Source organism: Bradyrhizobium sp. YR681, from assembly GCF_000282615.1.
GTDB lineage: Bacteria > Pseudomonadota > Alphaproteobacteria > Rhizobiales > Xanthobacteraceae > Bradyrhizobium.
The window spans coordinates 13,731-37,110 of record NZ_AKIY01000033.1 but is presented as its reverse complement, the minus strand read 5'-3'; the positions used below and the strand labels follow the sequence as shown (position 1 = coordinate 37,110).

Here is a 23,380-nt window from a genome sequence, read left to right as displayed (position 1 = left end):
TGCGCCCGCCGGCGGCCAGGCGCTCCTGCCGAGCGGCGGCGCCAGCGCGATCGACGTCGCCACCATTCAGGGCCAGGTCCACGCCCAGTCCGTTCATCGCGTCGGCGAGCTCGCCGAGCGCAACCCCAACGAAACCGTCGCCATCATCCGCCAGTGGCTCTCCGAGCCGACCAAATGACCCGAGCCGACTAACTTACGCCCCGTAACTTACGCCAAGTACCTCAAAGCCAACTGAATCAAGAAGTGATCTGACATGGCCGCCGCATTGCAAAACGCCAATTCGAACGACATCACGAGCGTGATCTCCACGCTCGGCCAGCGCGCCGGCGACCGCGCCAAGAACGGCAAGGGCGCCGAGCAATTGGCCGGACCGCGGCGCGCCGCGATCCTGATGCTGGCGCTGGGCGAGCAATATGGCGGCAAAATCTGGTCGCTGCTCGACGATGACGAGGTGCGCCAGCTCTCGCTGGAGATGTCGACGCTCGGCACCGTCGAGGTCGACACCGTCGAAGACATGCTGCTCGAATTCGTCTCGCGCATGTCGGCTTCGGGTGCGCTGATGGGCAATTTCGACGCCACCGAACGGCTGCTGCAGCAATACCTGCCGCCGGAGCGCGTCAACGGCATCATGGACGAGATCCGCGGCCCGGCGGGGCGCAACATGTGGGAGAAACTCTCCAACGTGCAGGAAGAGGTGCTCGCCAACTACCTCAAGAACGAATACCCGCAGACCATCGCGGTGGTTCTGTCGAAGCTGAAGCCGGAGCACGCCGCACGCGTGCTCGGCATCTTCCCCGAAGACCTCGCGCTCGACGTCGTCAACCGCATGCTGAAGATGGAAGCGGTGCAGAAGGAGGTGATCGAGAGCGTGGAGAAGACGCTGCGCACCGAATTCATGTCCAACCTGTCGCAGACCCGCCGCCGCGACGCCCACGAGGTGATGGCGGAAATCTTCAACAATTTCGACCGCCAGACCGAAACCCGCTTCATCACCTCGCTGGAAGAGGACAACCGCGAATCGGCCGAGCGCATCAAGGCGCTGATGTTCACCTTCGACGACCTCGTGAAGCTGGATTCCGGCTCGGCCCAGACGCTGATGCGCAATGTCGACAAGGACAAGCTCGGCGTCGCGCTCAAGAGCGCCAACGAGGACGTCCGCAACTTCTTCTTCGGCAACATGTCCTCGCGCGCGGCAAAAATGCTCCAGGACGACATGGCCGCGATGGGCCCGGTCCGCCTGCGTGACGTCGACGAGGCCCAGGCCCTGCTGGTCAACCTCGCCAAGGACCTCGCCGCCAAGGGCGAGATCATGCTGACCAAGAACCGCGCCGACGACGAACTGGTGTATTGATGGGCGCACCGGCAAAATTCCTGTTCGACAACGACTTCGCGGCGCCCGACCGGACGCGCGAGAAGGCGGCGACCGCGGCCGAAATCGCCCAGAAGGTCGCCGAAGCCGAGGCGCGCGCCTATCAGGACGGCTTCGCCGCCGGCCAGCGCGAAGCCAAGGCCGAGAGCGACCGCCGCGTCGCACTCGCCATGGAAGAGATCAACATCGCGATCCGGGGCGTCGCCGCCGGCATCGGCAATATCGAGACCAAGATGGAGACCGAGGCGGTCGAGGTCGCGATCGCGGTCGCACGCAAGCTGTGCGCCGATCTGGTTGCCGCCGAACCGCTCGGCGAGATCATGGCGCTGGTCAAGGACTGCTTCTCGCATCTGGTCGCGACGCCGCATCTCGTCGTCCGCATCAACGATGCGCTGTACGACAGCGCGCGCGAGAAGATCGAACGGCTCGCCAAGCAGAGCGGCTTCGAGGGCCGGCTGGTGATCCTGGCCGAGCCCGAAATCGCCACCGGCGACTGCCGGATCGAGTGGGCCGATGGCGGCGTCGTGCTCGAGCGCGGTGCCATCGCGGCCAAGATCGACGAAATGGTCGGACGCTATATCGCGTCCCGGAGGGGGAGCTAAGCCATGAGCGACACCGACGGACAGGTCCCGCTGCCCGATCTCAACGGCCCGCTGCCGCCCACCGGCACCGACGTCGGCTACAACGAGGACGAATATGCGGCGCGCGCCGCCGCCGACCTCGAGGCCGTGTTCGACGTACCGGTGCAGGTCTCGGCCGTGCTCGGCCGCTCCAAGATGGATGTCGGCGAGCTGTTGAAGCTCGGGCCCGGCACCGTGCTCGAACTCGACCGCCGCGTCGGCGAGGCCATCGACATCTACGTCAACAACAAGCTGGTCGCCCGCGGCGAAGTCGTCCTGGTCGAGGACAAGCTCGGCGTGACGATGACCGAAATCATCAAGACCGAACGTACGTAACACGAATACAGGGAATGACGCGCGGCAGCGCGACCAGACGGACAGGAGACTGACATGCGGCTTCTCATCGTTGGCACATTGAAGGGCCAGCTCACCACCGCCACCAAGATCGCGATGGAGAACGGCGCCACCGTGACCCACGCCGAGGATCACGAGCAGGCGATGCGCGTGCTGCGCGGGGGCAAGGGTGCCGACCTGCTGCTGGTCGACGTCGCCCTCGACATCCGCGACCTCGTGATGCGGCTGGAAGCCGAGCACATCCACGCCCCGATCGTCGCCTGCGGCATCACCAACGACGCCCGCGCCGCGGTCGCCGCGATCCATGCCGGCGCCAAGGAATACATCCCGCTGCCGCCGGATCCGGAGCTGATCGCCGCGGTGCTCGCCGCCGTCGCCAACGATTCCCGCGAGCTGATCTATCGCGACGAGGCGATGGCGAAGGTCGTCAAGCTCGCGCAGCAGATCGCGGGCTCCGACGCCTCGGTGATGATCACCGGCGAATCCGGAACCGGCAAGGAAGTGCTGGCCCGCTACGTCCACACCCGCTCGGCCCGCGCCAAGCGCCCGTTCATCTCGATCAACTGCGCCGCGATCCCCGAGCATCTGCTGGAATCCGAGCTGTTCGGCCACGAGAAGGGCGCCTTCACCGGCGCCATCGCCCGCCGCATCGGCAAGTTCGAAGAGGCGACCGGCGGCACGCTGCTGCTGGACGAAATCTCGGAGATGGACGTCCGCCTGCAATCCAAACTGCTGCGCGCCATCCAGGAGCGCGTGATCGACCGCGTCGGCGGTACCAAGCCAGTGCCGGTCGACATCCGCATCATCGCGACCTCGAACCGCAATCTGGCGGATGCCGTGCGCGAAGGCACGTTCCGCGAGGATCTGCTGTTCCGCCTCAACGTCGTGAACCTGAAGATCCCGCCGCTGCGCGAGCGTCCGCTCGACATCCTCGAGCTGGCCCAGCATTTCGTGAAGAAATACGCCGAGGCCAACGGCGTGCCGGTGCGCCCGATCTCGGCGGAAGCGCGCCGCGTGCTCTCGACCAACCGCTGGCAGGGCAACGTCCGCGAGCTCGAAAACACCATGCATCGCTCGGTGCTGATGGCGCAGGGCGACGAGATCGGCCCCGAAGCCATCCTCACTCCGGACGGCGACCGCCTCGACCTTGCCAAGACGGTCCCGGCCGTGGCGCATGCGACCATGGCCGCCGAGCAGGTGACGCGCGCCCTCGTTGGCCGCACCGTGGCGGACGTCGAGCGCGACCTGATCCTGGAGACGCTCAAGCACTGCCTCGGCAACCGGACCCATGCCGCGAATATCCTGGGCATCTCGATCCGCACGCTGCGCAACAAGCTCAACGAATATGCCGACGGCGGCATCCCGATCACGCCGGCGGGCACGCCAGGCGAGTATCCGCGGATGCCGATGGTGGGGGCGTAAAGGCCTCAGCGTGAATTGGGAGAATGCGAATGCCCGGGCTGGTCCCGGGCATTTTCTTTTGCCAAGTGCGCCAACGCGCGCTCCGCCATCCTTCGAGGGCCGCCAAGCGGCGCATTTGCGCCGCTCAGCTCGCACCTCGGGGTGACGGTAAACGAAGGGTCGTAGCCCGCATGAGCGCAGCGACGTGCGGGGCGCTCCTGGCGAGAGCGCTCCCGGATATCGCTTCGCTCATCCGGGCTACCGGAGCGAAACACATGGCCGCACCGCATCGGGCGACTAGGTCGCGCCTGCGCAACGCCCTATAACCCCGCGCGAGAACCACACGAGGATAAACATGTCTGAAGCTCAAATCACGGACTGGCTGGCGTCGCAGCGGCAGGCGATGATCGATCTGCTGCGCGACGTCGTGAACATCGATTCCGGGTCCTATGACAAGGAAGGCGTCGATGCGGTCGGTGCGCGGTTCGAGCGGCATTTTGCCGAGCATGGCATTCCGTTCCGGCGCGAGGCCGACGGCGCCTTCGGCGACGCGATCCATGCCGACGTGGCAAAGCCCGGCAGCAACGAGAAGCCGGTGCTGTTGATGGGGCACCGCGACACCGTATTCGGCAAGGGCGAGGCCGGACGGCGTCCGTTCACGATCAAGGACAACCGCGCCTATGGCCCCGGCGTCGCCGACATGAAGTCCGGCCTCGTCATGAACGTGTTCGTTGCGACCGCCTTCCACAAGTTCGGCGGCTCGCCGCATCCGATCAAGGTGCTGATCACCTCGGACGAGGAGATCGGCTCGCCCTCCTCGCGCCCCGTGATCGAACGCGAGGGACGCGCCGCGCGCGCCGTCTTCAATTCCGAGCCGGGGCGCCCCACAGGCAATGTCGTGACGGGGCGCAAGGGCGGCATCTTCATGCACATGACGATCACCGGCAAGGCCGCGCATTCCGGCGCCAATTTCGCCGCCGGAATCAGCGCGATCGGCGAGCTCGCGCACAAGATCGTGCAGATCCATGCGTTGACCGATCTGGACAAGGGCATCACGCTCAACGTGGGCCTCGTCTCTGGCGGGCAGTCGGTCAACACCACGGCGCCCTCCGCCGAGGGGCAGATCGACCTGCGCTATGTCGATCCGGCCGATCGCGCCAGGATCATGGCCGCGATCGATAAGATCGTTGCGACCTCTTACGTGCCGGGCACGAGTGCGACGCTGACGATCAAGGGCGAGTTCGTTCCGGTGGTGCAGAGCGAGGCCTCGAAGACGCTGTTCGAAGGCTACCAGGCCGCCGCCAGGCAGGTCGGCCTCACCACGCTCCAGGGGGAGTTCTCCGGCGGCTGCGCCGATTCCGGCTTCACCGCCGCGGTCGGCACGCCGACCATCTGCGGCCTCGGGCCGGTCGGCGGGCTCGCGCACACGCCGGAGGAATATCTGGAGATCGACAGCATCGTGCCGCGCGCACAGGCGCTGGCGCTGGCGATTTTGCGGGGGTGAAGACAGGTGCCGTAGGGTGGGCAAAGCGAAGCGTGCCCACGTCTTTGCCTGCTTGATGGAAAGACGTGGGCACGGCGCAAATGCGCCTTTGCCCACCCTACGAGACCGACCAAGCTCTACGAATAACTCGGTGCGTCCGGCTTGCGAAAAATGTGGATGGGGTCGCCCGGCACGATCGGCTGGCCTGAGAACATCGCATAGGCGTAGAGCGCGAGATAGGCGATCGCCAGCGCGCCGATGGCATAGAAGGCCCAGGTGGCGACGCGCTTCATCGTTCGGCTCCATTGCCGTCCCGGCGGGACGGCTCAGGCAGCGCTTCTAGAGCGATGACGGGAAAAAGGCCAGCCTGAGCGACGCCTCTTTGCGGCGGTCAAACGCCGCGCCGGACGCGCGCGGGAACGCTGACATCGGCGAGCCTTGCCGCGTCTTCGTCCTGGTCGACCGCCACATACTGGCCGTGCCAATAGGCCAGCGCCGCGTTGCGGGTCGAGCTCCTGATGTCCCTGACACGGCCGATGACGATGCCGTGCGAGTGCCGCTCGACGATCTCCTCGACCTCGCAGTCGAAGGCCGAGAGCGCGCCGACCAATAACGGAACGCCGGAAACCGACGTCACCCACTGGCTGCCTGCAAAGCGATCGGCGCCCTTCAGCCCGCCCTTGCCGGCAAAGCGTTCGGCAATTTCGAGCTGGTCGGCGTTGAGGATGTTCACGCCGAAAGCGCCATGGCGCCGGATCAGCGGGAAGGACGAGGCATCGCGGTTGATGCTGACCAGCAGCGTCGGCGGCTCGACCGACAGCGAGGTGACCGAGGTCACCGTCATGCCGGTGATGTCCTTGCCCCGGCCGGCGGTGATGATACTGACGCCGCCGGTGAGGTGGCGCATGGCATTACGGAAATCGGCAGACGAGAGGGGGATTTCGGTCATGAGGTCGCGGGGCACTACATTCATGGCATGCTCCCCCGAAGCGGGGTCCTCTCTATTTAGGTACGATCGTCCGCGGACAAAAGGTGGCTCAGGATCGAGCCTTCGAGGCCGGCGAGCTCGGCCGAGCCGCGCTCGCGCGGCCGGGCGGCGTTAACCGTAACGTCATGGGCGATGCGGCCCTCGTCGATCACCAGTACCCGGTCGGCCAGCGCGACCGCCTCGGAGACGTCGTGGGTGACGAGGATCGCGGTAAAGCCCTGGTCGCGCCAGACGCGCTCCAGCAGCCGCTGCATCGAGATCCGGGTCAGCGCGTCCAGCGCGCCGAGCGGCTCGTCGAAGGCGAGCACGCGCGGCCGGGAAACCAGCGCGCGGCCGAGCGCGACGCGCTGTTTCTGGCCGCCCGACAGCACCGAGGGCCATTGGTCGCGCTTGTCGGCGAGGCCAACCTCGGTCAGCGCCTTCTCGGCACGGGCGTGCGCATCCTTTGACGCACGATCGCGGCCGAGACCGACCTCGACATTGGAGAGCACGCGCGCCCAGGGCAGCAGCCGCGGCTCCTGGAACATCACCCGGATGTCCTCCGGCTTGACCGCCGCATCACCGAAGCTGATGCTGCCAGCATCGATCTTGTCCAGACCGGCGATGAGGCGCAGCAGCGTGCTCTTGCCGCAACCGCTCTTGCCGACGATCGCGACGAACTGGCCGGCGGGGATATGCAGGTCGATACCGCGCAGCACCTCGTTGTCGCCGAAGGATTTTCGCAAGCCACGGATGCTCAGCGGCAGCCCAGAGGTCTGCGCCGGCCGCTCCTCGCGCACCACACGGGCGTGAGGCGCGAAATTGGCGCGGCTGGCGAGCTCGGTTTCGGGAAGGGACGTACGAAGCGCTGTCTGCATGTGATTCCCAGTATTTCTGCTCAACGTTTCTGAAAGGCGGGGTGCCAGGAGAGCGTGAGGCGCTCCAGCACGCGGGAGGCGCTGTCGGCGAGCTTGCCGAGCAAGGCGTAGATCAGGATCGAGAGCACGACCACGTCGATCAGCATGAACTCGCGTGCCTGCATCGCCATGTAGCCCAGCCCCGAGGACGCCGCGATGGTCTCGGCGACGATGAGCGTCAGCCACATGATGCCGAGCGCGAAGCGGATGCCGACGAAGATCGAAGGCAGCGCGCCCGGGAAGATCACGCGGCGGAACAGCTCGCCGTCGGTCATGCCGTAGATGCGGCCCATCTCGATCAGTTGCGGATCGACGGTGCGGATGCCGTGCAGCGTGTTGAGGTAGATCGGGAAGAACACGCCCAGCGCCACCAGGAACAGCTTGGCGCTCTCGTCGATGCCGAACCAGAGGATGACCAGCGGGATCAGCGCCAGATGCGGCACGTTGCGGACCATCTGCAGCGTGGTGTCGGTGAGCTTGGCCGACAGCTGCGACAGGCCGTTGGCGAGCCCGAAGGCGAAGCCGATGCTGCCGCCGATCAAAAAGCCGATCGAGGCGCGCCAGAACGAGACCCAGATGTTGCGCGCGAGCTCGCCCGACAGCAGCAGCTTCCAGCCGGCGAGCGCGACGTCGGTCGGGGCCGGCAGCACCCGCGTCGGCACGAAGCCCGTGGCGCAGGCGAGCTGCCAGATCGCGATGATGGCAAGCGGCACGATCCACTGGACCAGGCCGTCCGCGCGCGGCAGGCGAATCCTGCGTGGCAGGGAAATACTGTCGATGAGGCTCATGACTGCGATACCAGTTTATGCGGACGGTAGTCGTTGCCGACGGTTTCACCGAACGGACCGCTGTTGTGATGCAGCCGCGTCACGTTGCTGCCGTGATCGAGCGAGAGCAGCGGGAACACCAGCTCGGCGAAGCGATAGGCTTCCTCCAGATGCGGATAGCCCGACATGATGAAAGTATCGATGCCGATGTCCTGATACTCCTTGATGCGCGCCGCGACGGTCTGGGCGTCGCCAACGAGCGCGGTGCCGGCGCCGCCGCGGACGAGGCCGACACCGGCCCACAGGTTCGGGGCGATCTCGAGCTTGTCGCGCTTGCCGCCGTGCAGCTGCGCCATGCGCTGCTGGCCGACCGAGTCCATGCGGGCAAAGTTCTTCTGCGCGGTCGCAATCGTGTCGTCGCTGACATGCTTGATCAGCTCGTCCGCCGCCTGCCAGGCCGCCTCATTGGTCTCGCGGACAATCACATGAAGGCGGATGCCGAAGGACAGCTTTCGCCCGCGCGCGGCGGCGACGTCCCTCACCTTCGTGATCTTCTCGGCAACCAGCGCCGGCGGCTCGCCCCAGGTGAGGTATTTGTCGACGGCGTCGACGGCGACATCGATGCCCGCATCCGACGAGCCGCCGAAATAAAGCGGCGGGCGCGGCGACTGCACCGGGTGAAACAGCAGCTTGCCGTCCTCGATGTGGATGTGCTTGCCCTCGACATTGACGGTCTTGCCCGCCAGCAGGTCGCTATAGACGTTGAGGAACTCGCGGGTGACCTCGTAGCGCTCGTCGTGCTTGAGGAAGATGCCGTCGCCCTTGTTCTCGACGGGATCGCCGCCGGTGACGACGTTGATCAGGAGCCGGCCGTTGGTGACGCGGTCCAGCGTCGCGGTCATGCGCGCCGCCACGCTCGGCGATTGCAGGCCGGGCCTGACGGCCACGAGATAGCGCAGCCGCTCGGTGAACGGCGCGACCGATGAGGCGACGATCCAGGAATCCTCGCACGACCGCCCGGTCGGCAACAGCACGCCGAAATAGCCGAGCTGGTCGGCGGCCTGCGCGACCTGGCGCAGATAGTTGAAATTGACCTCGCGGCCGCCGATGCCGGTGCCGAGATAGCGGCCGTCGCCGTGGGTCGGCAGGAACCAGAGGATGTTGCTCTTGCTCATGGACGTGCTCCTAGCCGTAGGTCGTGCCGACGGCGGCGGCGACGATGCCGACCGACATGACGATGGCCGCGATCACGCGTTGAAGGATGCGCCTCATGTTGACACCTTTTGAATGGGGAAGGCTGGTGGGCACGATCAGGCCGCCGGGTTGCGCCAGACGATGTCACGAATGACGATCGGCTTCGGAATCAGGCCGAGCTTGGTGAACCGGTCGGCCACGCCCTGCTGGGTCGTGACGATGTCGTCGGTGACGGGGCCGATCACGAAGTTCGCGCGGTCGGCCGCGACGGTCTGGATGTCGAGCGGAACGCCGGTGATCGCCGCCAGTGATCGGGCGACCTCGTCGCGGTGCTGTTCGGCCCATCGACCGGTGGCGGTCGTCACATCGACGATCTGTTGCAGGATGGCGCCGTGGTTCTTGGCGAAATCGCGGTTGGCGATGTAGAAGGAATTGGTCTTGGTGACGTCGCGCGCATTGATCAGGATGCGGCCGTTCTGCCTGGTCTCGCCGATCGCGAAATACGGATCCCAGATCGCCCAGGCCTCGATACTGCCATTGGCGAACGCCGGTCCCGCATCCGGCGGCGTCAGATAGACCGGGGTGATGTCGGCATAGGTGAGCCCCGCCTTCTCCAGCGTCTGCACCACGACATTGTGGGCGCTGGACCCCTTGGTGAAGCCGATCCGCTTGCCCTTCAGATCGGCGATGGAGCGGATCGGCGAATCCTTCGGCACCAATATGCCCTGGCCGTTGGTGATGGGCTGGCCGGCGGCATAGACGATCGCGGCACCGGCGGCCTGCGCGAACACCGGCGGGGAATCCCCGACCGCGCCATAATCGACGCTGCCGACATTCATCGCCTCCATCATCGGCGGACCCGAGGAGAACTCGATCCATTTCACCTCGATGCCCTGCGCCTTGAAATGTTTTTCCAAGGTGGCCTGCTGACGCGCGATCACCAGCACGCCGGTCTTCTGGTAGCCGATACGAATTTCCTTCACGGCGCCCTGCGCGTTCGCGCGCGACCCGAATGCAGCTGCCGCTGCTGTTCCAACAGAGAGTCTCAGAAAGTCACGACGCTGCATTCCACACTCCCGGCCGGATGCGGCCGTCATTCATTCGTGTTCGAGAATGATGGTGCGGAGCGGGAGGAGTGTCGAGACGCCCGGGAAAATAGCGATGCGAGCGCTGTGCGCAGGCCGCCGCGCATGATTAATCTTTCGAGCGGCCGAGCGAACGCAGATGGAATTTTTCCGCACGCGGATGTGAAGGCGGCGCGCGATCCGTCTCGGACGCGCGGCCGGAACAAAAAGCGCGAAAACAACCCCATGCACAGTAGCCGGGGCGTGCGAAAACAATGACTTGCGATTTATCCGAAAAAGTCGTTGACACGTCGGGCAAAACAGGGCCAGGATGGCATCATGGCGGAGTGGGGGTTGGCAGGGCGCGAGGCCACTCCACTCTCCGCTGTCATTCCCCGCGAAGGCGGGGAATCCAGTATTCCGGAGACGTCAACGCTTCACACGACTGCCGCGGCGTACTGGATCGCCCGCCTTCGCGGGCGATGACACCGAGTGTGTGGCGACCGCTCGCCGGCCGTTGGCGCAAAGCACAAATGCTTCGCGAGCTAATGCCACTTCACCGGCAAATTCTGCAAGCCCCTGAAGGCCCAGCCGCCGATCCGCACCGGCTCGTCATCGGCGATCTCGAGTTTTGCGGCGCGCGAAAACACCGTCGGCAGCGCGACGTCCGCGATCATGGCGCGTGAGGCCCAGGCGCCGGCGCAGAAATGCGGGCCGGCGCCGAAGGCGACGCTCTTGGAGGTGTCGCGCCGCACATCAAACTCATCGGCGCGCTCAAAATGCTTCTCGTCGCGATTGGCCGAGCCGAACATCAGGAACACGCGCTCGTCGGTTTCGAAGCCAACGTCGCGGATCATCCACGGCTTTGCGATGCGCCGCGGCGACATGCCGATCGGCGAGATCCAGCGGGCATATTCCTCGAAGGCGTCGAGCCAGCTCACCTCGCCGTTGCGCACGAGAGCGAGCTGTTCGGGATGGGTCAGCAGCGCCCACACCGTGCCGGCGATCGCTTTGCGTGGCTCGTTCTGCCCGCCTGAGATCGCAAGTTTTACATTTGCGCGCACGCTCTCCATCGGCATGCCCGCAGTGAGGAGTACGCCAAGAATGCTCTGGTCAGGGTTCTTGCGCATCACGGGCAGGATGTCGTCGATCGCAGCGTCGATGCCCGACGTCGCGGCATGGCAGCGCGCCTCGACCGCGGGATCGCCGGCGTAATTGGCGATGCCCTCGATCATGCCCTGCGACCATGCATCCATATCGGCGAAGCCGATATTGGTAAGGCCGGTGATCGACTTCAGGCATTCGCCGGAGAACGGCAGCGCGAAGTCGCGCATGAAGTCGATGCGGCTGCCGGGCTCGATGGCGTCGATGATGCGATCGGCATGGGCCTGGAACAGCGCGGTCCAGTGCGCCTTCACCGTCTTCGGCGACACCGTCGGAAACATCGCGCGCCGCTCGATTTGATGCGCCTCGCCGTCCTTGCGCATCATGTTGTGGCCCATCAGCCGGTTCATCAGGCCGGCAGGCTGGTGCGAGGAGAACACGTCGATCTGTTTCTCGGAGATCGAGATGTCGTCGCGGCTGGTGAGCAGCGTCGAGCCGAGCTGCGGCACGAAGGCGATCGGCGCCTCCTTGCGCAGCTTTGCGAGCATCGGATAGGGGTCGGCCCAGAACGCGGCAGGATCGATGTCGATGCGCGGCGCGGTGCTCAAGGCGGTCTCCTCCCGGATCTCGATTGATTCAGGCGAGACTATCGAAATCCGGCGCCGGCGTCTGTCCCTAGCGATAGGGACGGACGCATTGAGGCGTGTGTTCACAAGTCGGATGCGCAGAGGCACGATCGCCTCAACCAGCGGACATCGACAAACGCGATCGTGAACGTTCATCACTGGCCAATTCCGCACGTTCGCCGCCAATAGCCCAGCAACGATCTATTAATCGTGAGGGCAGACCTGACATGTGATTTGATCAATTATCGCTTAAGTTGCAATCGACGAGATCGAAAGCTTCGGTGCAAATCGCATGCAACCATCCGATTGGGCTGTTGTCCTGTACTACGCATGGCCTGTCATCTTGATACCCGCAGGATGGATCGTGTTAGGGCGATTATGCCGGGAACGCGCAGCTTCCGGAGCATCGATGATCGAGTTGCGGGAGCAGCACCTCACAGAAACATATGGAACGAGTGCTGCGATGGAGAGGATCGCTGCTGCTCTCGAGAAAAACCACAGAAACTGATCAACGTTACCGGGCATAGGAGGCTCTGAGTGACCCTGACCGATATTCTGCTTGCGATGTACTCTTGGTGGCCGTTCATCCTAATGGTGGGTGGATCGATCCTGGCGGTACGTGCGATGCGCCAACGTACCTCGTCCGGCGCCACAATGATTGATCTATATGAGCAGCAGATTGCCGAGACGCGCCGAACGAACGCAGGATTGGAACGGATCGCGGCGGCTCTCGAGCTTGGGATTGGCGGGGTACAATCCCAGGCCGATAGGCATGGCAAGACCGCTTAAATGCGCAAAGTATCGGCAAGACCACATCGATGATACGACAATGAAGCATCCCAATCCAAGGAAGCACCGATCCATCCGACGACTCCATTGGAGTCCGGATCGCGCGGGCATGGTATGGATGCTCGTGTCGGCAATTGTCGCCGTCGCTATCTTTGCGACGGTTGTGATTTATTACCCCTTCCTGCCACAACGGAACGCCAGCGCAGGCTTTGGACCCGACTGGGATTGCACACCTCACCCCAACAGCGAACCAACTTGCATCAAGAAGATCGGCCGGTAAATGAGCCTGCGCACGAAGGCGATCAGCGCCTCCTGGCGCACCTTCGCGAGCATTGGGTCGCAGACCGATGACAGAGGCTCGCGTTACTTCGCCTCGGCGACCTTCTGTCCAGACGGCAGCATCTGCGCGTTGGCCGCCAGCGGCCGCTTCGACGGCGATGCCGGGTCCGGCAACCGGAAGGCGGCGTCGGACGGCGCCGTCTGGGATGGCCGACGGACAGAATTTGGCAGCACGATCACCTTCGCGCCAACCTTCACCCGCTCGTAGAGATCGGTGACGTCGTCATTGGTGAGCCGGATGCAGCCGGAGGAAACCTTCTTCCCGATCGTATCGGGATTGTTGGTGCCGTGAATGCGATATTCGGTTTCGCCCAGATACATCGCCCGTGCGCCGAGCGGATTGCCGGGGCCGCCCGCCATGAACCGCGGCAGATAAGGCTGACGCCCGACCATCTCCGCGGGCGGATGCCAATCCGGCCATTCTGCCTTGCGGGCCACAGTCTGCTCGCCGGACCAGGTGAAACCTTCGCGGCCGACACCGATGCCGTAGCGCATCGCCTGCCTGTCGTTCAGAACGAAATAGAGGAATGTGTTTCCGGTATCGATGATCACGGTGCCCGGTGCCTGGCGGCTGGCGTAATCGACCACCTGCCGGACGAGTGCGCCGGGAACGCCGGCGTCGGCTTTTGGCGGTTCGACCAGAGCAGCCGGCGCGGCGGCCGGAATCGCAGCCGGAGCCGGGGCCACTGCCGCAGCCGCTGTCGGCGCTGCTGCACGAGCAGGCGTTGCCACATAGACCGGCGTTGACGATGCCCGCGCTTCGCGCGCGGAAGGCGTCCGTACCGGTTGCTCGTTCGCCGGCCCGGACAGCAAAGCGTATCCCGCGACAGCGACGGCCGCGGCGCCAAGTGCAACTCTCGCGGCCATGGGGATTGCGAGGGCCTCTGCCTTCTTACGTTTGGCCCGCTTGCTCATGTCGTACCCCAGGTCACCATGCCCAAAAGAGGTACCCAGCAACATTTAAGAAACTTCGAAGCGATGTCGCCTGGAGGGGAACCGTTGGCGATGGTTAACGCCGAACTCATGTTCGGCAACATGGCGATCGGCCGCATCGCTCGATGGTGAGCTCGTGAGCGCTTGGACGAGGATTACGAGCAGCTTCGGCAAAAGATATCCGCCAGCGCCTTGAATATCGCCGGCTTGCGTTCCACGCGGGCAATGGTTCGTGCGCCTTCGATGGCAGCGATCAATGCGGCTGCACTCGCGGAGGCGCGCGCGGGAGCGAAGCCGCAACCCCGGAGATGCTCTGCGATGATTTCGGTCAGATCGACAAATCCGCGTTCGACCCGTCTGGTCAGTTCGGCGTCGAGCGGGGACAGCTCATTCGCCAGATTTTGCATGAGACATCCATACTGGAAGTCGTCGGCAATCATTTCGGCCGCGATGGCCCCAAAAACCTGTTTGAAAAAATCCGGAGCGTTGCCTGTCGTATTCGCCGAGACTTGTCGGAACGCAGCCGCTCGCTTCGCGACATAAGGATCGATGGTTTCCTCCGCCAGTTGGGTCTTGCCGCGCGGAAAGTGAAAGTAGAACGATCCCTTGGGCGAACCACTTTCTTCGATGATCTGGTTCAACCCGGTCGCAGCATAACCCTGGATGCGAAACAGTCGTTCGGCGGTGGCGATCGCGCGGGCGCGGGCGTCAGTTTTACGTGGCATGGCGCAAACATACCCCGCCTCGCTTGACAGAGCTATGGTGATCGCCATACTATGGCGATCACCATAGTACGTGAATCCCGCAATGCCGCTCGAACGAGCGCCAATGGGGGTCACTCCGTCAGGAGATTTGCCTTGTCCCTCTCCATGTACGACGCCGCCGTTCCCGGCATGGTGCGCTCGCTGAAGAATCTCGACGCCATCCTCGACAAGGCAGTCGCCTATGCCGAGCGGAAGAAGGTGAACCCGGCCGTCCTAATCGGCAGCCGGTTGGCCATCGACATGCTGCCTTTCTCGACCCAGATCCATCGCGCCACGGAAACGGCGAGAGGCGGCGCAGCGCGCCTGGCCCAATTGGACACCCCGGGCTTCCCCGATGAGGACAGGACCGTGGCGGACCTGAAGGACCGCCTCGCCAAGGCCATCGCCTTCCTGGAGAGCGTGCCGACCGAGAATTTCACGGGAGCCGAAGACCGCACCGTCACCCAGAAGCTCGCCGGCAACGATATGACCTTCCCCGCCACGCAATATCTGTTCGGCTTTGTGATTCCGAATTTCTACTTCCACGTGACCTGCGCCTACGCGATCCTGCGCCACAACGGGGTGGAGATCGGCAAGGCAGACTTCATCCGCGGGCCCTGAGGCGAAGCTTGCCGAGCGCGCCGCGACGGCGCCATCTGCCCATGGCGTGTACTCATAAACTTCTGCTTGGCAACGCAAAGCGGAAGTCTACGATATTGAACGTGTTCGGCGGCTTGTGGGCCCGAAGCGGACGCCAGAGTTGCCATGAGGCCCACTGAGCCAAGCCGGCGAACTCCGCCTGAACGAGCAAGCGAGCGATCGTGCGTTTCAACGAGCCGCATCGATCAGTAAATCCAGATGGAAAAGCGAAGACAATTACTAGCCGCGTTGGCCGACCGCATTTTCCTGACGCCGCGAGATCGGACAGTTCGCGTGGCCATCGACGGCGTCGATGGGGCCGGAAAGACCACATTCGCCGATGAGCTCGGAGCCGTCCTTGCGACTATGGGGAGGCCTGTCATTCGAGCGTCAGTGGACGGATTTCATAATTCCAAGGCGGTCAGATATCAGCGAGGGCGGCACTCACCGGAAGGGTTTTTCGAAGATTCCTACAACTACTCGGCATTGAGGAAATATTTGCTAGACCCGCTCAGCCCCGGCGGTTCTCGCCGGTATCGTCGAACATTCTTCGATCATGAGACCAACGCAATTGTTCCTGCCGATGATTTGGAGGCACTGCCGTCCTCCGTCCTGCTGATAGACGGCATCTTTCTGCATCGCCCCGAACTGCTCGCCTACTGGGACGCTTCAGTCTTCCTCCGAACGAGCTTTGCTGTGTCCGTTGCGCGGTGCGCCGCGCGAGATGGATCCTCGCCCGACCCTGCGGCTCCATCGAACCGACGCTACGTTGAGGGACAGCGACTCTATCTTCGCATGTGCCAACCGGAAGCGAAGGCAACGATTGTAGTCGACTACAACGATCTCTCAGCGCCCTCGATCGTCATCTGAGCAGTTCAAGCCGCAAGTGAGCATCGGATCAAAAGCGTCGACCCGGCGCTCCACTGCAAACCTCCCGTCACTCCCTTTGAACCGACATGCAGCGCCCCTCAACGGAGCGAAGGGCCAGAACCGGACATCGCGAGCGCGGCGTGATATTGCCAGCCGCTACGAGAACGAAGATGCCTCGACCACATTGCGCAATTCCTAACTAAAGCGACGGAAACGGAAATGAGGTCCGGACGCTGTTTGGAATTCGGGGCCAGCAGGTGCAAAGCCCAGTCGCGCGTAAAAGGTCTTTGCGGCCGATCGTCCATCGCACCAAATCAACGAGGCACCACGCAGAAAACATGCTTCAATGCCAGTGGTAATCAGTTTGTGCCCTATACCTTTTCCCTGGAGGTCTGCTCGCGTTGCCGCGCCTCGAAGCTGATACGAGGCGAGATCGCGGTTTCCATCTTCTGCGAAGGGCGTGAATGACGCCACAGCTACCAATTGGCCTTGCACGTCAGCGCCGAGATGAACAGCACCTTCATCCTCATATTGAACTAGGCCGGCCGACACTTTGGCGGGGTTCGGCTTCAAGACAGCATATCGTAGGGAAATGCCATCAAGGTAGGTGATTGTGCGAATAGAGATATCGCGCGCCGAATACATAGAGATTCCCTCCAGTCCAGACGCGATTTAGCACCCCAAGCCGTTTTCGCTCAATCCTACCGTTTTTGCGACAGAAACGGCGTTCCTGAATCACAAGGGAAAAACCGACCGCTTCGGGTCAATCGCGTCAGTTTGACCTTACCCGCAAACTTCCGGTCTACCCCATCAACCGACCTGTGATTGCAGGTGACTCAATCGTCTGGCCAAATAGCGAGGAAGCGAACCGACTGGGACTTTGGTGGGAAAAAATGTACGCTCAAGGCAATGAAACCGATCGAGACGATTCTCTTCGACGCAGATGGCGTATTGCAACGGCCACAAATCAGATGGCGTATAGCATTTTCGCGGTTGCCGGCGCTTACGGAAGACGTGCTTCTCGATAGTTTCGCAAACGACGTCCTCCTTGTCGAAGCAGCGTTCTTGGAATGTGAGGACGATTTCACAGCTGCAATATCCGAACTCGCTGCGAGCGTGGGGCGCGGCTTGGATACGGCAACCATCCTGGCAATCCTCAACGCCATTGAAGTCGACGCAGCAATAATGGACGTCGTGCAGTCGATCCGATCATCGGGCGTCAGGTGCTATCTGGCCACTAACCAGCAGGTCCATCGTGCACGCCACATGTCAGAAACGCTCGGCTATGCTGGGCTGTTCGACGGCGAATTTTATTCTTGCCGGATGGGTGTGGCCAAGCCGAAGCGCGGCTATTTCGAGCACGTTCTCGCACACCTAGGACAGCCCGGAGAATCGATCCTGTTTTTCGACGACAGGTCCGAGAACGTGGCGGCGGCTATCCAGGTCGGCATGCGCGCGGAAGTGTTCGACGGGGTTTCTGGCGCCGAAATCCTGCTCGACCTCCTGGCTAAGCATGGCGTTCGCCCTCAGCCGAAAGCATCTTCTTGACTTTGTGAAGCCGTTCGGCAGCCTTCCGCTCGAATGCGAGCATCCGCTTCGGGGACACAACCCGACGGTCCCGGGGGAGCGCTTGCGCGCTTTGCTCTCGACAGGAGATCGCGGGCCAAGAAGCCCCTCAATTCAGGCCGCTTGCCCCCGCGAGCAGGCCCAGCACGATCGCGAACAATTCGTTCTGCGCGGAGATGCCGAGCCGCTGATAGGCGCGCTTGCGGTAGGTCAGGGTCGAATGCACGCTGATGCCGAGCGCTTGCGAGATCGCTTCGGAACTGAAGCCGAGCATGATGCGGCGGCAGACCTCCTGCTCGCGCGGCGTCAGCGCGGACAGCGGCGCACGCGTGGCGAACAACGCGGCGAGGTTCTGGTCCAGCGTCGCGGTCTGCTGGAAATGACGCGCGACGCTGGCGCCTATCGCCGGCGCGATGGCCTGGAGCCGTGCACGCTCGGCATCGCCGAAGCGGCCCTGGGACGTGATGCGGTAGAAGTTGACGTAGAAGCAGGTGTCGCCGGTCCAGATCGCGGTGGCGCATTTATCGACGATGTCGGAATCGTTGAAGAAGATCTTTCGGTAGCGCGCGCCATACATGCGCGGGGCGAACGACGGCAGCATGATCGGCGCACCGCCCTCGCCTTCGAACAGGGCGTCGCGGTTGGGATCGGATTCGTGGAACTGGCCGGCATAGGCGGCACCGAGATCGCTGCCGGTCGGGATATTGCCGGCATCGAGCAGGCAACGCGCGCTGCCCGCGCGCGTCAGGGCGAACACCATGCAATGGCCGACGCCGGCCTGCCGGCGCAGCGTGTCGATCAGGATGTTCGGGAAGTCGGGACGGCCGATCGCGAGCACCGCGGGCGTGACGTCGCCGGCCGCTGCATATGGGGCCGTCGCCTGGGGCCGCATGGGTGTCCTCCGCGAAAGTTCTTTTGGCGGAGGATATCAGCAGCGGGTGTTTACCGAAAGTCGGCGGCGGTGGGTTATGCCGCCTCATGGGTTCCGGCTCTGCGCAGCAGCGCTACGCGCTGCAGCGCGTCCGGGACACGAGAGGGTTGCCGCCGATGCAGAACACGGTCTCGTGCCCCGGACGCAGCGCAGCGTGTAACGATGCGCTGCTGAGCCGAGGCCCACGCCAGACGCGAAACGCTATCCCGCCGCGGCCTTTGCTGGGGGAACGTTGATCGCGAGCTTGCCGTAGCGATCCGTAAAAGCCTCGGTGTCGATCTCCTCCAGCTTGATCTCGCCGCTCATGACGCCCTGCTTCCAGGCGGCCTGGGCGGGATCGTTCTGGAACTCCGGCATCACCTCGCGGCCGAACAGCTCGAGCGATTCGCAGATGTGCTCGTGGCTGTTCTTGCCGGCCTGGTTGAGCAAAATGACCTGGTCGATGTGCGAAGACTGGAAGCGCTTCAGCTTCTTGCGGATGGTTTCGGGCGAGCCGATCAGGCCGCCACGCAAGGCCGCCTCCTGCGCCTCGGGATTGTCGCGCTTCCACTTGTTGTACTCGTCCCACATGTTGACCGTGTAGGGCGCGGGCCGCTGGCGGTTCTGCGAGGCGCCGTAGAAGCGCAGCGCGAACTGGAAGAAGGTGGCGCCGTCGGCGCGCGCGCGTGCCTCCTCGTCGGTCTTGGCGCACATGAAGAACGACACCAGCGCCATGTTCGGGTTGATCTCGTAGTCGGCCAATTTGTGCAGCCGTTTCGTCATTGCGTTGTAGTAGGCGTGCACCCAGGCGTGAGCCGCATCGGCGCTGACGAACTGGAAGCCGAGCGCGCCAAAGCCGTGGCGGCCGGCGCGCTCGATGGTCGGCAGCTGCGAGCAGGCCATCCACAGCGGCGGATGCGGCTTCTGCACCGGCTTCGGCACGACGTTGCGCAAGGGGATGTCGAAATATTTGCCGTGATGCTCGCTTCCTGCGTCCTTGAACATCGGGAAGATCGCCTGCACCGCTTCCTCAAAGACCTCCTTCTTGGTCTCCATGTCGCGGCCGAACGGCGTCAGCTCGGTGATCGAGGCGCTCTCGCCCATGCCGAATTCGCAGCGCCCGTTGGAGAGCAGGTCGAGCACCGCGACGCGCTCGGCGACGCGGGCGGGATGATTGGTGGTGAGCTGGAGGATGCCGTGGCCGAGCCGGATATTTTTCGTGCGCTGGCTGGCGGCTGCGAGGAAGGATTCCGGCGAGGGCGAGTGCGAATATTCCTCGAGGAAATGATGCTCGACGACCCAGGCGTGGTCGTAGCCGAGCTGATCGGCGAGCTCCATCTGCGAGAGCGCGTTCTGGTAAAGCTTCAGCTCGTCGCCGGCCACCCAGGGCCGCGGCAGTTGCAGCTCATAGAAGATGCCGAACTTCATGACGCTTCTCCCGCTTATTCTTGTTGCGGGCATCTTAATATGTGAGGCGGCGCTGTCTACGCAGTCGCAATTCCGCCTTGCGGGAGAACGCGCTTTTCGGCACGGCGGCCATTCAGGATCGCGCCGATGAAGGTGAAGCGCACCAGCAGGTGATAGCTCGCCAGCATCGGCGGGGTCGCGACGAGGAGAATGATTGCGAACTTGGCCAGCCCGGGCCAGTCGAGCTGCGACAGCGCGACCTGCAGCGCCATCACGATCGGCATGTGGATCAGATAGAGCCAGTAGGAGGCATCGGCGAGGTAGCGCCGGGCCGGGCTGAAGCCGGACATGAAGCGGAGCGCCAGACCGAGCGCCGCGAAGGTCGATATCCATATGGCGGGCGCATAGAGGACGGCAGAGACAAGCCTGAGCGTGGCGAAGCTGACCTGCAGCTTGGGCGCACCGGGAGCGGAGAACATCATCCCCGTCAGCACGTAGCTGACCAGGATCAGACCGAGCGCGAGCAGGAGATGCGCCAGCCAGCGCCGCTCGAGCAGCCGCAGCAGATCGATCTGCCGATGCAGCATCCAGCCGACACCGAAGGCGGTGCCGAAGCCGATCCAGGCCTGCGCGTTGGTGATGAGCGATTGATCCGGTGTCCTCACCCCCATCACGTTGACCCAGCGTTGATCGAGGCAGAAAGCGATGCCGATCGGGATCGCCAGGACCAGAGGCGCCAGCGGATTGCAGATGATCCGCGCAAAGGCGCGGTCGATGAGCGCCCGCAGCGTACCCGATGCATCGAACCGGACGATCGCGCCGCGCAGCAGCAGCATGGCGACATAGAGTTCCAGCAGCACATAGAGAAACCAGAGATGGGTCAGCGGGAAATTCGGCAGCACCGGCGGCCAGCGAGGCGCGCCGGGAACCGGACCGCCATTCGGAAAGCCCGCGGCCCAGACGACCACCAGAGCCATCGGCGTGAACACGATCGGCCAGGCGATCGCGAGCGGCAGGGCGATCCGCTGCAACCGATCCCTGACGAAACCGAAGGCGCCGCGGCGATGAAGGCTCATGCGGGCGAAGAAGCCTGCCATCAGGAAGAAGGTCGTCATCCGGAAGACATGGATGGCGAAGGACAGCAGGCCCAGCGTCATGCTTTGATGGGTGTCCTGGATGATCCAGAACCGGGTCGGCGACGGGACGAACGACAATGTCGCATGCAGGACGATGCCGAGCAGCAGCGCGATACCCCTTAGCGCATCCAGCGCGTGGAGCCGTTCGGTTGCGGGAGTGACAGTCGTCGAATAGGACATGGGCGGGCTCGGCTTGCTGGAGACGCTTCTCTGCAACAATCTGCCTGATCGTATCGAGGCTCTCTCGCCCAATCCAAAAATCGGCTAGCCGATTTCTCGGCGCGGCGGGCTGATTTCGAGAGGCCGGTCGATTTCAAGTCGGCTCAAGGCTTCGCGCCGGAATTCGGTCGGGGTCATGCCGGTTTCGGCCTTGAAGGCGCGATTGAAAGGTCCGATCGACTGGAAACCCGCATCCATGGCGATGGTCAGCACCGGGACATCGCGCTGCGTCCCATCGGACAGCGCCAGCTTGGCATCCGCGATGCGATAGCGGTTGAGGAACGCGTTGAAGTTCCGGTAGCCCAGCCCTTCGTTGATGGCCTGGCGGAGCCGATGCTCGGGAACCCCTAACCGCGCCGCAAGCGCCCCGATCGCAAGACCTTCCTGCCGATAGGCCCGCTCCACGGTCATGAGATGGTCGAGGCGCCGCAGCAGGATGGGATCGAGAGCGACCCGGGGATCGAGAGCGACCCGGGGATCGAGGACGACCCGGGGATCGACGGCGACCCGGCCGGTGGGAGCGAAGCCGGCCTTGCGCACCTCGCCGGATGCAATCGCGGCCGTGGCGTCGTCGACAGCCTCTGCTGGTGCGCTGAACAGGCCGATGCCGGCAAGCATGGCCACGACGAACAGGCCGAGCGCGGTCGGCAGACTGCCGGGCGCACCGGGAACCGCGACGGGAATTGCGGCGAAGCCGGCGACGGCGACGGCCGCGATGAGCACGACATTGATCACAAGCATCGCCAGCCGCAGCCGGCGGCGCCGCGCGACCAGATCGGCGCGCCAGGTCTTGACCGTCTGAACCGCGGCAGCGAGGGCCAGCACCAGGGTGGCCAATGCCAGCCCCCGACCGCCTGCGCCAGCCAAAGCAGGCCAGTGCGCCCAGCCCAGCGTGATCGCGAACCCATAGGCCACGATGCTCAGCCAAAGGGCGCCGTGCCACCGCTTCAGCACGAAATCGTCGTCGAACGCCGCGCGCGCCCACAGCCAGAATATTGCAGGCTGCGCCCACAGGATCGGCAACGTCCACCACAAAGCCGCTTTGGGGAAGTTGGGCGCGGTCGTGATCGCATAGAAGATGCCGCCTGCGCACATCGCAACGCCCAGCAGAACCTGTTGGCCGGTCGCACGACGCAGCAATGCGATGACAACGATCAGCAGGAACACGCCGCTTGTCGCGCCGCGCAGCCCGAGATCGATGGCCGTCAGCCCCATCGCGTTCACAGCTCGTATCCCCGTTCGAGGTCAAACTGTCGCACCACCTCTGCGCGGGCACAACCCAAACTTGCGGCTGTCGTCACGGCCCCGGCGATCGCTGCAAATCGACGAATTGATCCAGATCAACGCCGCGGCGGTCCAGATGCATCAAAACTGCAGCAAGGCAACGGCCCGGATGCCGTCCCGATTCCCAAAATCCTGAAGAGACCGAATATGTCGGCCCCCGACGACGCGACCACGCGCGTGCGCCGTAAGCGCATGGAGATTTTCGCTTTCCTGTTCCTGACCGCGGTCGTGATGCCCGTCCTCGCGGTCGGAACGGTCGGCTCCTATGGGCTCGGCGTCTGGATCTACCAGATGTTCGCCGGCCCGCCCGGCCCTCCGCCCTCCCCGCATTGACCGTCCGGACAGCGAAAGACAGGCATCATGGCCCAATCCACACTCAACCGCCGCGCATTGATCACCGGCCGGGTGCTTAGCGCCGAGCGCGTCGTCTCGCCGCCGGGCTGCGAGATCGCCAGCATCATCGTGCAGGCGCGCCCCGAGCGCCTCGACGCGCTGGAGGCCGCGATATCGGCGCTTCCCGGCTGCGAAATTCACGGACGAGATCCGCGCGGAAAACTCGTCGTCGTGACCGAGGCACCGGACGCCGGCAGCCTCGGCACCATGCTCAATACCATCCAGTCGCTGGCAGACGTCTATTCCGCCGCGCTGGTCTTCCACGCCATCGAAACGACCTAAGCGC

The 23,380-nt window shown here is 64.0% G+C and carries 26 protein-coding genes and 1 pseudogene; 12 read left to right on the top strand and 15 right to left on the bottom strand.

Going from position 1 to position 23,380, the window contains the following annotated elements; translation table 11 throughout:
• The 6 genes and pseudogenes from PMI42_RS40355 to PMI42_RS05330 form a co-directional block, all read left to right on the top strand.
• Positions 1-178: pseudogene (locus tag PMI42_RS40355) on the top strand (flagellar basal-body MS-ring/collar protein FliF); the annotation flags it as partial.
• Positions 179-253: 75 nt separating this feature from the next.
• The gene (fliG, locus tag PMI42_RS05350) at positions 254-1,351 is read left to right on the top strand and encodes a flagellar motor switch protein FliG (protein WP_008131276.1); all 1,098 of its coding nucleotides are present in this window, start codon (positions 254-256) and stop codon (positions 1,349-1,351) included.
• The gene (locus PMI42_RS05345) at positions 1,351-1,971 is read left to right on the top strand and encodes a FliH/SctL family protein (protein ID WP_008131274.1); all 621 of its coding nucleotides are present in this window, start codon (positions 1,351-1,353) and stop codon (positions 1,969-1,971) included. Before fliG ends, PMI42_RS05345 begins: the two co-directional genes overlap by 1 nt.
• Before the next feature lie 3 nt (positions 1,972-1,974).
• Positions 1,975-2,325, top strand: coding sequence for a flagellar motor switch protein FliN (fliN, locus tag PMI42_RS05340; protein ID WP_008131272.1), 351 nt, complete (start codon positions 1,975-1,977; stop codon positions 2,323-2,325).
• A gap of 54 nt (positions 2,326-2,379) precedes the next feature.
• Positions 2,380-3,765 carry a sigma-54-dependent transcriptional regulator FlbD gene (gene flbD / locus PMI42_RS05335; RefSeq protein WP_008131270.1) on the top strand — a complete coding sequence of 462 codons (1,386 nt, stop codon included), beginning with the start codon at positions 2,380-2,382 and terminating at the stop codon, positions 3,763-3,765.
• Positions 3,766-4,099: 334 nt separating this feature from the next.
• Positions 4,100-5,248 (top strand): M20 family metallopeptidase, encoded by a 1,149-nt coding sequence (locus tag PMI42_RS05330; RefSeq protein WP_008131269.1) that lies wholly within the window; start codon positions 4,100-4,102, stop codon positions 5,246-5,248.
• Between the two features lie 116 nt (positions 5,249-5,364).
• Here the strand turns inward: PMI42_RS05330 and PMI42_RS39965 are convergent, their stop codons facing one another.
• The 8 genes from PMI42_RS39965 to PMI42_RS05295 form a co-directional block, all read right to left on the bottom strand.
• Positions 5,365-5,520 carry a hypothetical protein gene (locus tag PMI42_RS39965; RefSeq protein WP_008131268.1) on the bottom strand — a complete coding sequence of 52 codons (156 nt, stop codon included), beginning with the start codon at positions 5,518-5,520 and terminating at the stop codon, positions 5,365-5,367.
• Between the two features lie 98 nt (positions 5,521-5,618).
• The gene (locus PMI42_RS05320) at positions 5,619-6,200 is read right to left on the bottom strand and encodes a flavin reductase family protein (RefSeq protein WP_008131266.1); all 582 of its coding nucleotides are present in this window, start codon (positions 6,198-6,200) and stop codon (positions 5,619-5,621) included.
• Between the two features lie 32 nt (positions 6,201-6,232).
• Entirely contained in the window at positions 6,233-7,072 is an 840-nt protein-coding gene (locus PMI42_RS05315; RefSeq protein ID WP_008131264.1) for an ATP-binding cassette domain-containing protein, read from the bottom strand.
• A 20-nt stretch (positions 7,073-7,092) separates the two neighbouring features.
• On the bottom strand, positions 7,093-7,899 hold the full coding sequence (gene ssuC / locus PMI42_RS05310) for an aliphatic sulfonate ABC transporter permease SsuC (protein ID WP_008131262.1): 807 nt from the start codon (positions 7,897-7,899) through the stop codon (positions 7,093-7,095).
• Positions 7,896-9,053: an FMNH2-dependent alkanesulfonate monooxygenase gene (gene ssuD, locus PMI42_RS05305; RefSeq protein WP_008131260.1), complete on the bottom strand. Its 1,158-nt coding sequence runs from the start codon at positions 9,051-9,053 to the stop codon at positions 7,896-7,898. Before ssuD ends, ssuC begins: the two co-directional genes overlap by 4 nt.
• Positions 9,054-9,063: 10 nt before the next feature.
• A complete protein-coding gene (locus PMI42_RS40620; RefSeq protein WP_283805793.1) occupies positions 9,064-9,186 on the bottom strand; it encodes a hypothetical protein in 123 nt (40 codons plus the stop codon).
• A 2-nt stretch (positions 9,187-9,188) separates the two neighbouring features.
• A complete protein-coding gene (locus PMI42_RS05300; protein WP_008131257.1) occupies positions 9,189-10,139 on the bottom strand; it encodes a sulfonate ABC transporter substrate-binding protein in 951 nt (316 codons plus the stop codon).
• Positions 10,140-10,681: 542 nt separating this feature from the next.
• On the bottom strand, positions 10,682-11,848 hold the full coding sequence (locus tag PMI42_RS05295) for a cytochrome P450 (RefSeq protein ID WP_008131255.1): 1,167 nt from the start codon (positions 11,846-11,848) through the stop codon (positions 10,682-10,684).
• 555 nt (positions 11,849-12,403) lie between these two features.
• Between PMI42_RS05295 and PMI42_RS05290 the strand changes: the two genes are divergently transcribed.
• Positions 12,404-12,655: a hypothetical protein gene (locus tag PMI42_RS05290; protein ID WP_035964575.1), complete on the top strand. Its 252-nt coding sequence runs from the start codon at positions 12,404-12,406 to the stop codon at positions 12,653-12,655.
• Between the two features lie 363 nt (positions 12,656-13,018).
• Here PMI42_RS05290 and PMI42_RS05285 read toward each other — a convergent pair whose 3' ends face one another.
• Positions 13,019-13,909 carry a L,D-transpeptidase gene (locus PMI42_RS05285; RefSeq protein ID WP_035964572.1) on the bottom strand — a complete coding sequence of 297 codons (891 nt, stop codon included), beginning with the start codon at positions 13,907-13,909 and terminating at the stop codon, positions 13,019-13,021.
• Positions 13,910-14,082: 173 nt separating this feature from the next.
• Positions 14,083-14,652, bottom strand: coding sequence for a TetR/AcrR family transcriptional regulator (locus tag PMI42_RS05280; protein WP_008131249.1), 570 nt, complete (start codon positions 14,650-14,652; stop codon positions 14,083-14,085).
• A 132-nt stretch (positions 14,653-14,784) separates the two neighbouring features.
• On the opposite strand from PMI42_RS05280, the gene PMI42_RS05275 reads away from it, so the two are divergent.
• Together PMI42_RS05275 and PMI42_RS05270 are read left to right on the top strand one after the other, a co-directional pair.
• Positions 14,785-15,291, top strand: a complete 507-nt coding sequence (locus PMI42_RS05275) for a DUF1993 domain-containing protein (RefSeq protein WP_008131247.1) — start codon at positions 14,785-14,787, stop codon at positions 15,289-15,291.
• A 312-nt stretch (positions 15,292-15,603) separates the two neighbouring features.
• Positions 15,604-16,179 carry a nucleoside/nucleotide kinase family protein gene (locus tag PMI42_RS05270; RefSeq protein ID WP_202802802.1) on the top strand — a complete coding sequence of 192 codons (576 nt, stop codon included), beginning with the start codon at positions 15,604-15,606 and terminating at the stop codon, positions 16,177-16,179.
• A 195-nt stretch (positions 16,180-16,374) separates the two neighbouring features.
• On the opposite strand, the gene PMI42_RS37800 is transcribed toward PMI42_RS05270, so the two are convergent.
• A complete protein-coding gene (locus PMI42_RS37800; RefSeq protein WP_081502874.1) occupies positions 16,375-16,824 on the bottom strand; it encodes a GNAT family N-acetyltransferase in 450 nt (149 codons plus the stop codon).
• A gap of 264 nt (positions 16,825-17,088) precedes the next feature.
• On the opposite strand from PMI42_RS37800, the gene PMI42_RS37410 reads away from it, so the two are divergent.
• On the top strand, positions 17,089-17,727 hold the full coding sequence (locus tag PMI42_RS37410) for an HAD family hydrolase (protein ID WP_008131243.1): 639 nt from the start codon (positions 17,089-17,091) through the stop codon (positions 17,725-17,727).
• Positions 17,728-17,854: 127 nt separating this feature from the next.
• On the opposite strand, the gene PMI42_RS05260 is transcribed toward PMI42_RS37410, so the two are convergent.
• From PMI42_RS05260 to PMI42_RS05245, 4 genes are all read right to left on the bottom strand, one after another.
• Entirely contained in the window at positions 17,855-18,637 is a 783-nt protein-coding gene (locus PMI42_RS05260; protein ID WP_008131242.1) for a helix-turn-helix transcriptional regulator, read from the bottom strand.
• Positions 18,638-18,877: 240 nt separating this feature from the next.
• Positions 18,878-20,083, bottom strand: coding sequence for an LLM class flavin-dependent oxidoreductase (locus PMI42_RS05255; RefSeq protein WP_008131240.1), 1,206 nt, complete (start codon positions 20,081-20,083; stop codon positions 18,878-18,880).
• Between the two features lie 56 nt (positions 20,084-20,139).
• Positions 20,140-21,378, bottom strand: a complete 1,239-nt coding sequence (locus tag PMI42_RS05250; RefSeq protein WP_008131239.1) for an acyltransferase family protein — start codon at positions 21,376-21,378, stop codon at positions 20,140-20,142.
• An 84-nt stretch (positions 21,379-21,462) separates the two neighbouring features.
• Positions 21,463-22,632 (bottom strand): AraC family transcriptional regulator, encoded by a 1,170-nt coding sequence (locus tag PMI42_RS05245; RefSeq protein ID WP_008131237.1) that lies wholly within the window; start codon positions 22,630-22,632, stop codon positions 21,463-21,465.
• 216 nt (positions 22,633-22,848) lie between these two features.
• Between PMI42_RS05245 and napE the strand changes: the two genes are divergently transcribed.
• Positions 22,849-23,034: a periplasmic nitrate reductase, NapE protein gene (gene napE / locus PMI42_RS05240; RefSeq protein WP_008131236.1), complete on the top strand. Its 186-nt coding sequence runs from the start codon at positions 22,849-22,851 to the stop codon at positions 23,032-23,034.
• 27 nt (positions 23,035-23,061) lie between these two features.
• Entirely contained in the window at positions 23,062-23,376 is a 315-nt protein-coding gene (locus PMI42_RS05235; protein WP_008131235.1) for a chaperone NapD, read from the top strand.
• The last annotated feature ends 4 nt before the right edge of the window (positions 23,377-23,380 follow it).

Bases quoted from the DNA above. Each gene is read 5' to 3' on its own strand.
- fliG (WP_008131276.1), top strand. From the start codon at position 254: ATGGCCGCCGCATTGCAAAACGCCAATTCGAACGACATCACGAGCGTG.
- PMI42_RS05345 (WP_008131274.1), top strand. From the start codon at position 1,351: ATGGGCGCACCGGCAAAATTCCTGTTCGACAACGACTTCGCGGCGCCC.
- fliN (WP_008131272.1), top strand. From the start codon at position 1,975: ATGAGCGACACCGACGGACAGGTCCCGCTGCCCGATCTCAACGGCCCG.
- flbD (WP_008131270.1), top strand. From the start codon at position 2,380: ATGCGGCTTCTCATCGTTGGCACATTGAAGGGCCAGCTCACCACCGCC.
- PMI42_RS05330 (WP_008131269.1), top strand. From the start codon at position 4,100: ATGTCTGAAGCTCAAATCACGGACTGGCTGGCGTCGCAGCGGCAGGCG.
- PMI42_RS39965 (WP_008131268.1), bottom strand. From the start codon at position 5,520: ATGAAGCGCGTCGCCACCTGGGCCTTCTATGCCATCGGCGCGCTGGCG.
- PMI42_RS05320 (WP_008131266.1), bottom strand. From the start codon at position 6,200: ATGAATGTAGTGCCCCGCGACCTCATGACCGAAATCCCCCTCTCGTCT.
- PMI42_RS05315 (WP_008131264.1), bottom strand. From the start codon at position 7,072: ATGCAGACAGCGCTTCGTACGTCCCTTCCCGAAACCGAGCTCGCCAGC.
- ssuC (WP_008131262.1), bottom strand. From the start codon at position 7,899: ATGAGCCTCATCGACAGTATTTCCCTGCCACGCAGGATTCGCCTGCCG.
- ssuD (WP_008131260.1), bottom strand. From the start codon at position 9,053: ATGAGCAAGAGCAACATCCTCTGGTTCCTGCCGACCCACGGCGACGGC.
- PMI42_RS05300 (WP_008131257.1), bottom strand. From the start codon at position 10,139: ATGCAGCGTCGTGACTTTCTGAGACTCTCTGTTGGAACAGCAGCGGCA.
- PMI42_RS05285 (WP_035964572.1), bottom strand. From the start codon at position 13,909: ATGAGCAAGCGGGCCAAACGTAAGAAGGCAGAGGCCCTCGCAATCCCC.
- PMI42_RS05280 (WP_008131249.1), bottom strand. From the start codon at position 14,652: ATGCCACGTAAAACTGACGCCCGCGCCCGCGCGATCGCCACCGCCGAA.
- PMI42_RS37800 (WP_081502874.1), bottom strand. From the start codon at position 16,824: ATGTATTCGGCGCGCGATATCTCTATTCGCACAATCACCTACCTTGAT.
- PMI42_RS37410 (WP_008131243.1), top strand. From the start codon at position 17,089: ATGAAACCGATCGAGACGATTCTCTTCGACGCAGATGGCGTATTGCAA.
- PMI42_RS05260 (WP_008131242.1), bottom strand. From the start codon at position 18,637: ATGCGGCCCCAGGCGACGGCCCCATATGCAGCGGCCGGCGACGTCACG.
- PMI42_RS05255 (WP_008131240.1), bottom strand. From the start codon at position 20,083: ATGAAGTTCGGCATCTTCTATGAGCTGCAACTGCCGCGGCCCTGGGTG.
- PMI42_RS05250 (WP_008131239.1), bottom strand. From the start codon at position 21,378: ATGTCCTATTCGACGACTGTCACTCCCGCAACCGAACGGCTCCACGCG.
- PMI42_RS05245 (WP_008131237.1), bottom strand. From the start codon at position 22,632: ATGGGGCTGACGGCCATCGATCTCGGGCTGCGCGGCGCGACAAGCGGC.
- napE (WP_008131236.1), top strand. From the start codon at position 22,849: ATGTCGGCCCCCGACGACGCGACCACGCGCGTGCGCCGTAAGCGCATG.
- PMI42_RS05235 (WP_008131235.1), top strand. From the start codon at position 23,062: ATGGCCCAATCCACACTCAACCGCCGCGCATTGATCACCGGCCGGGTG.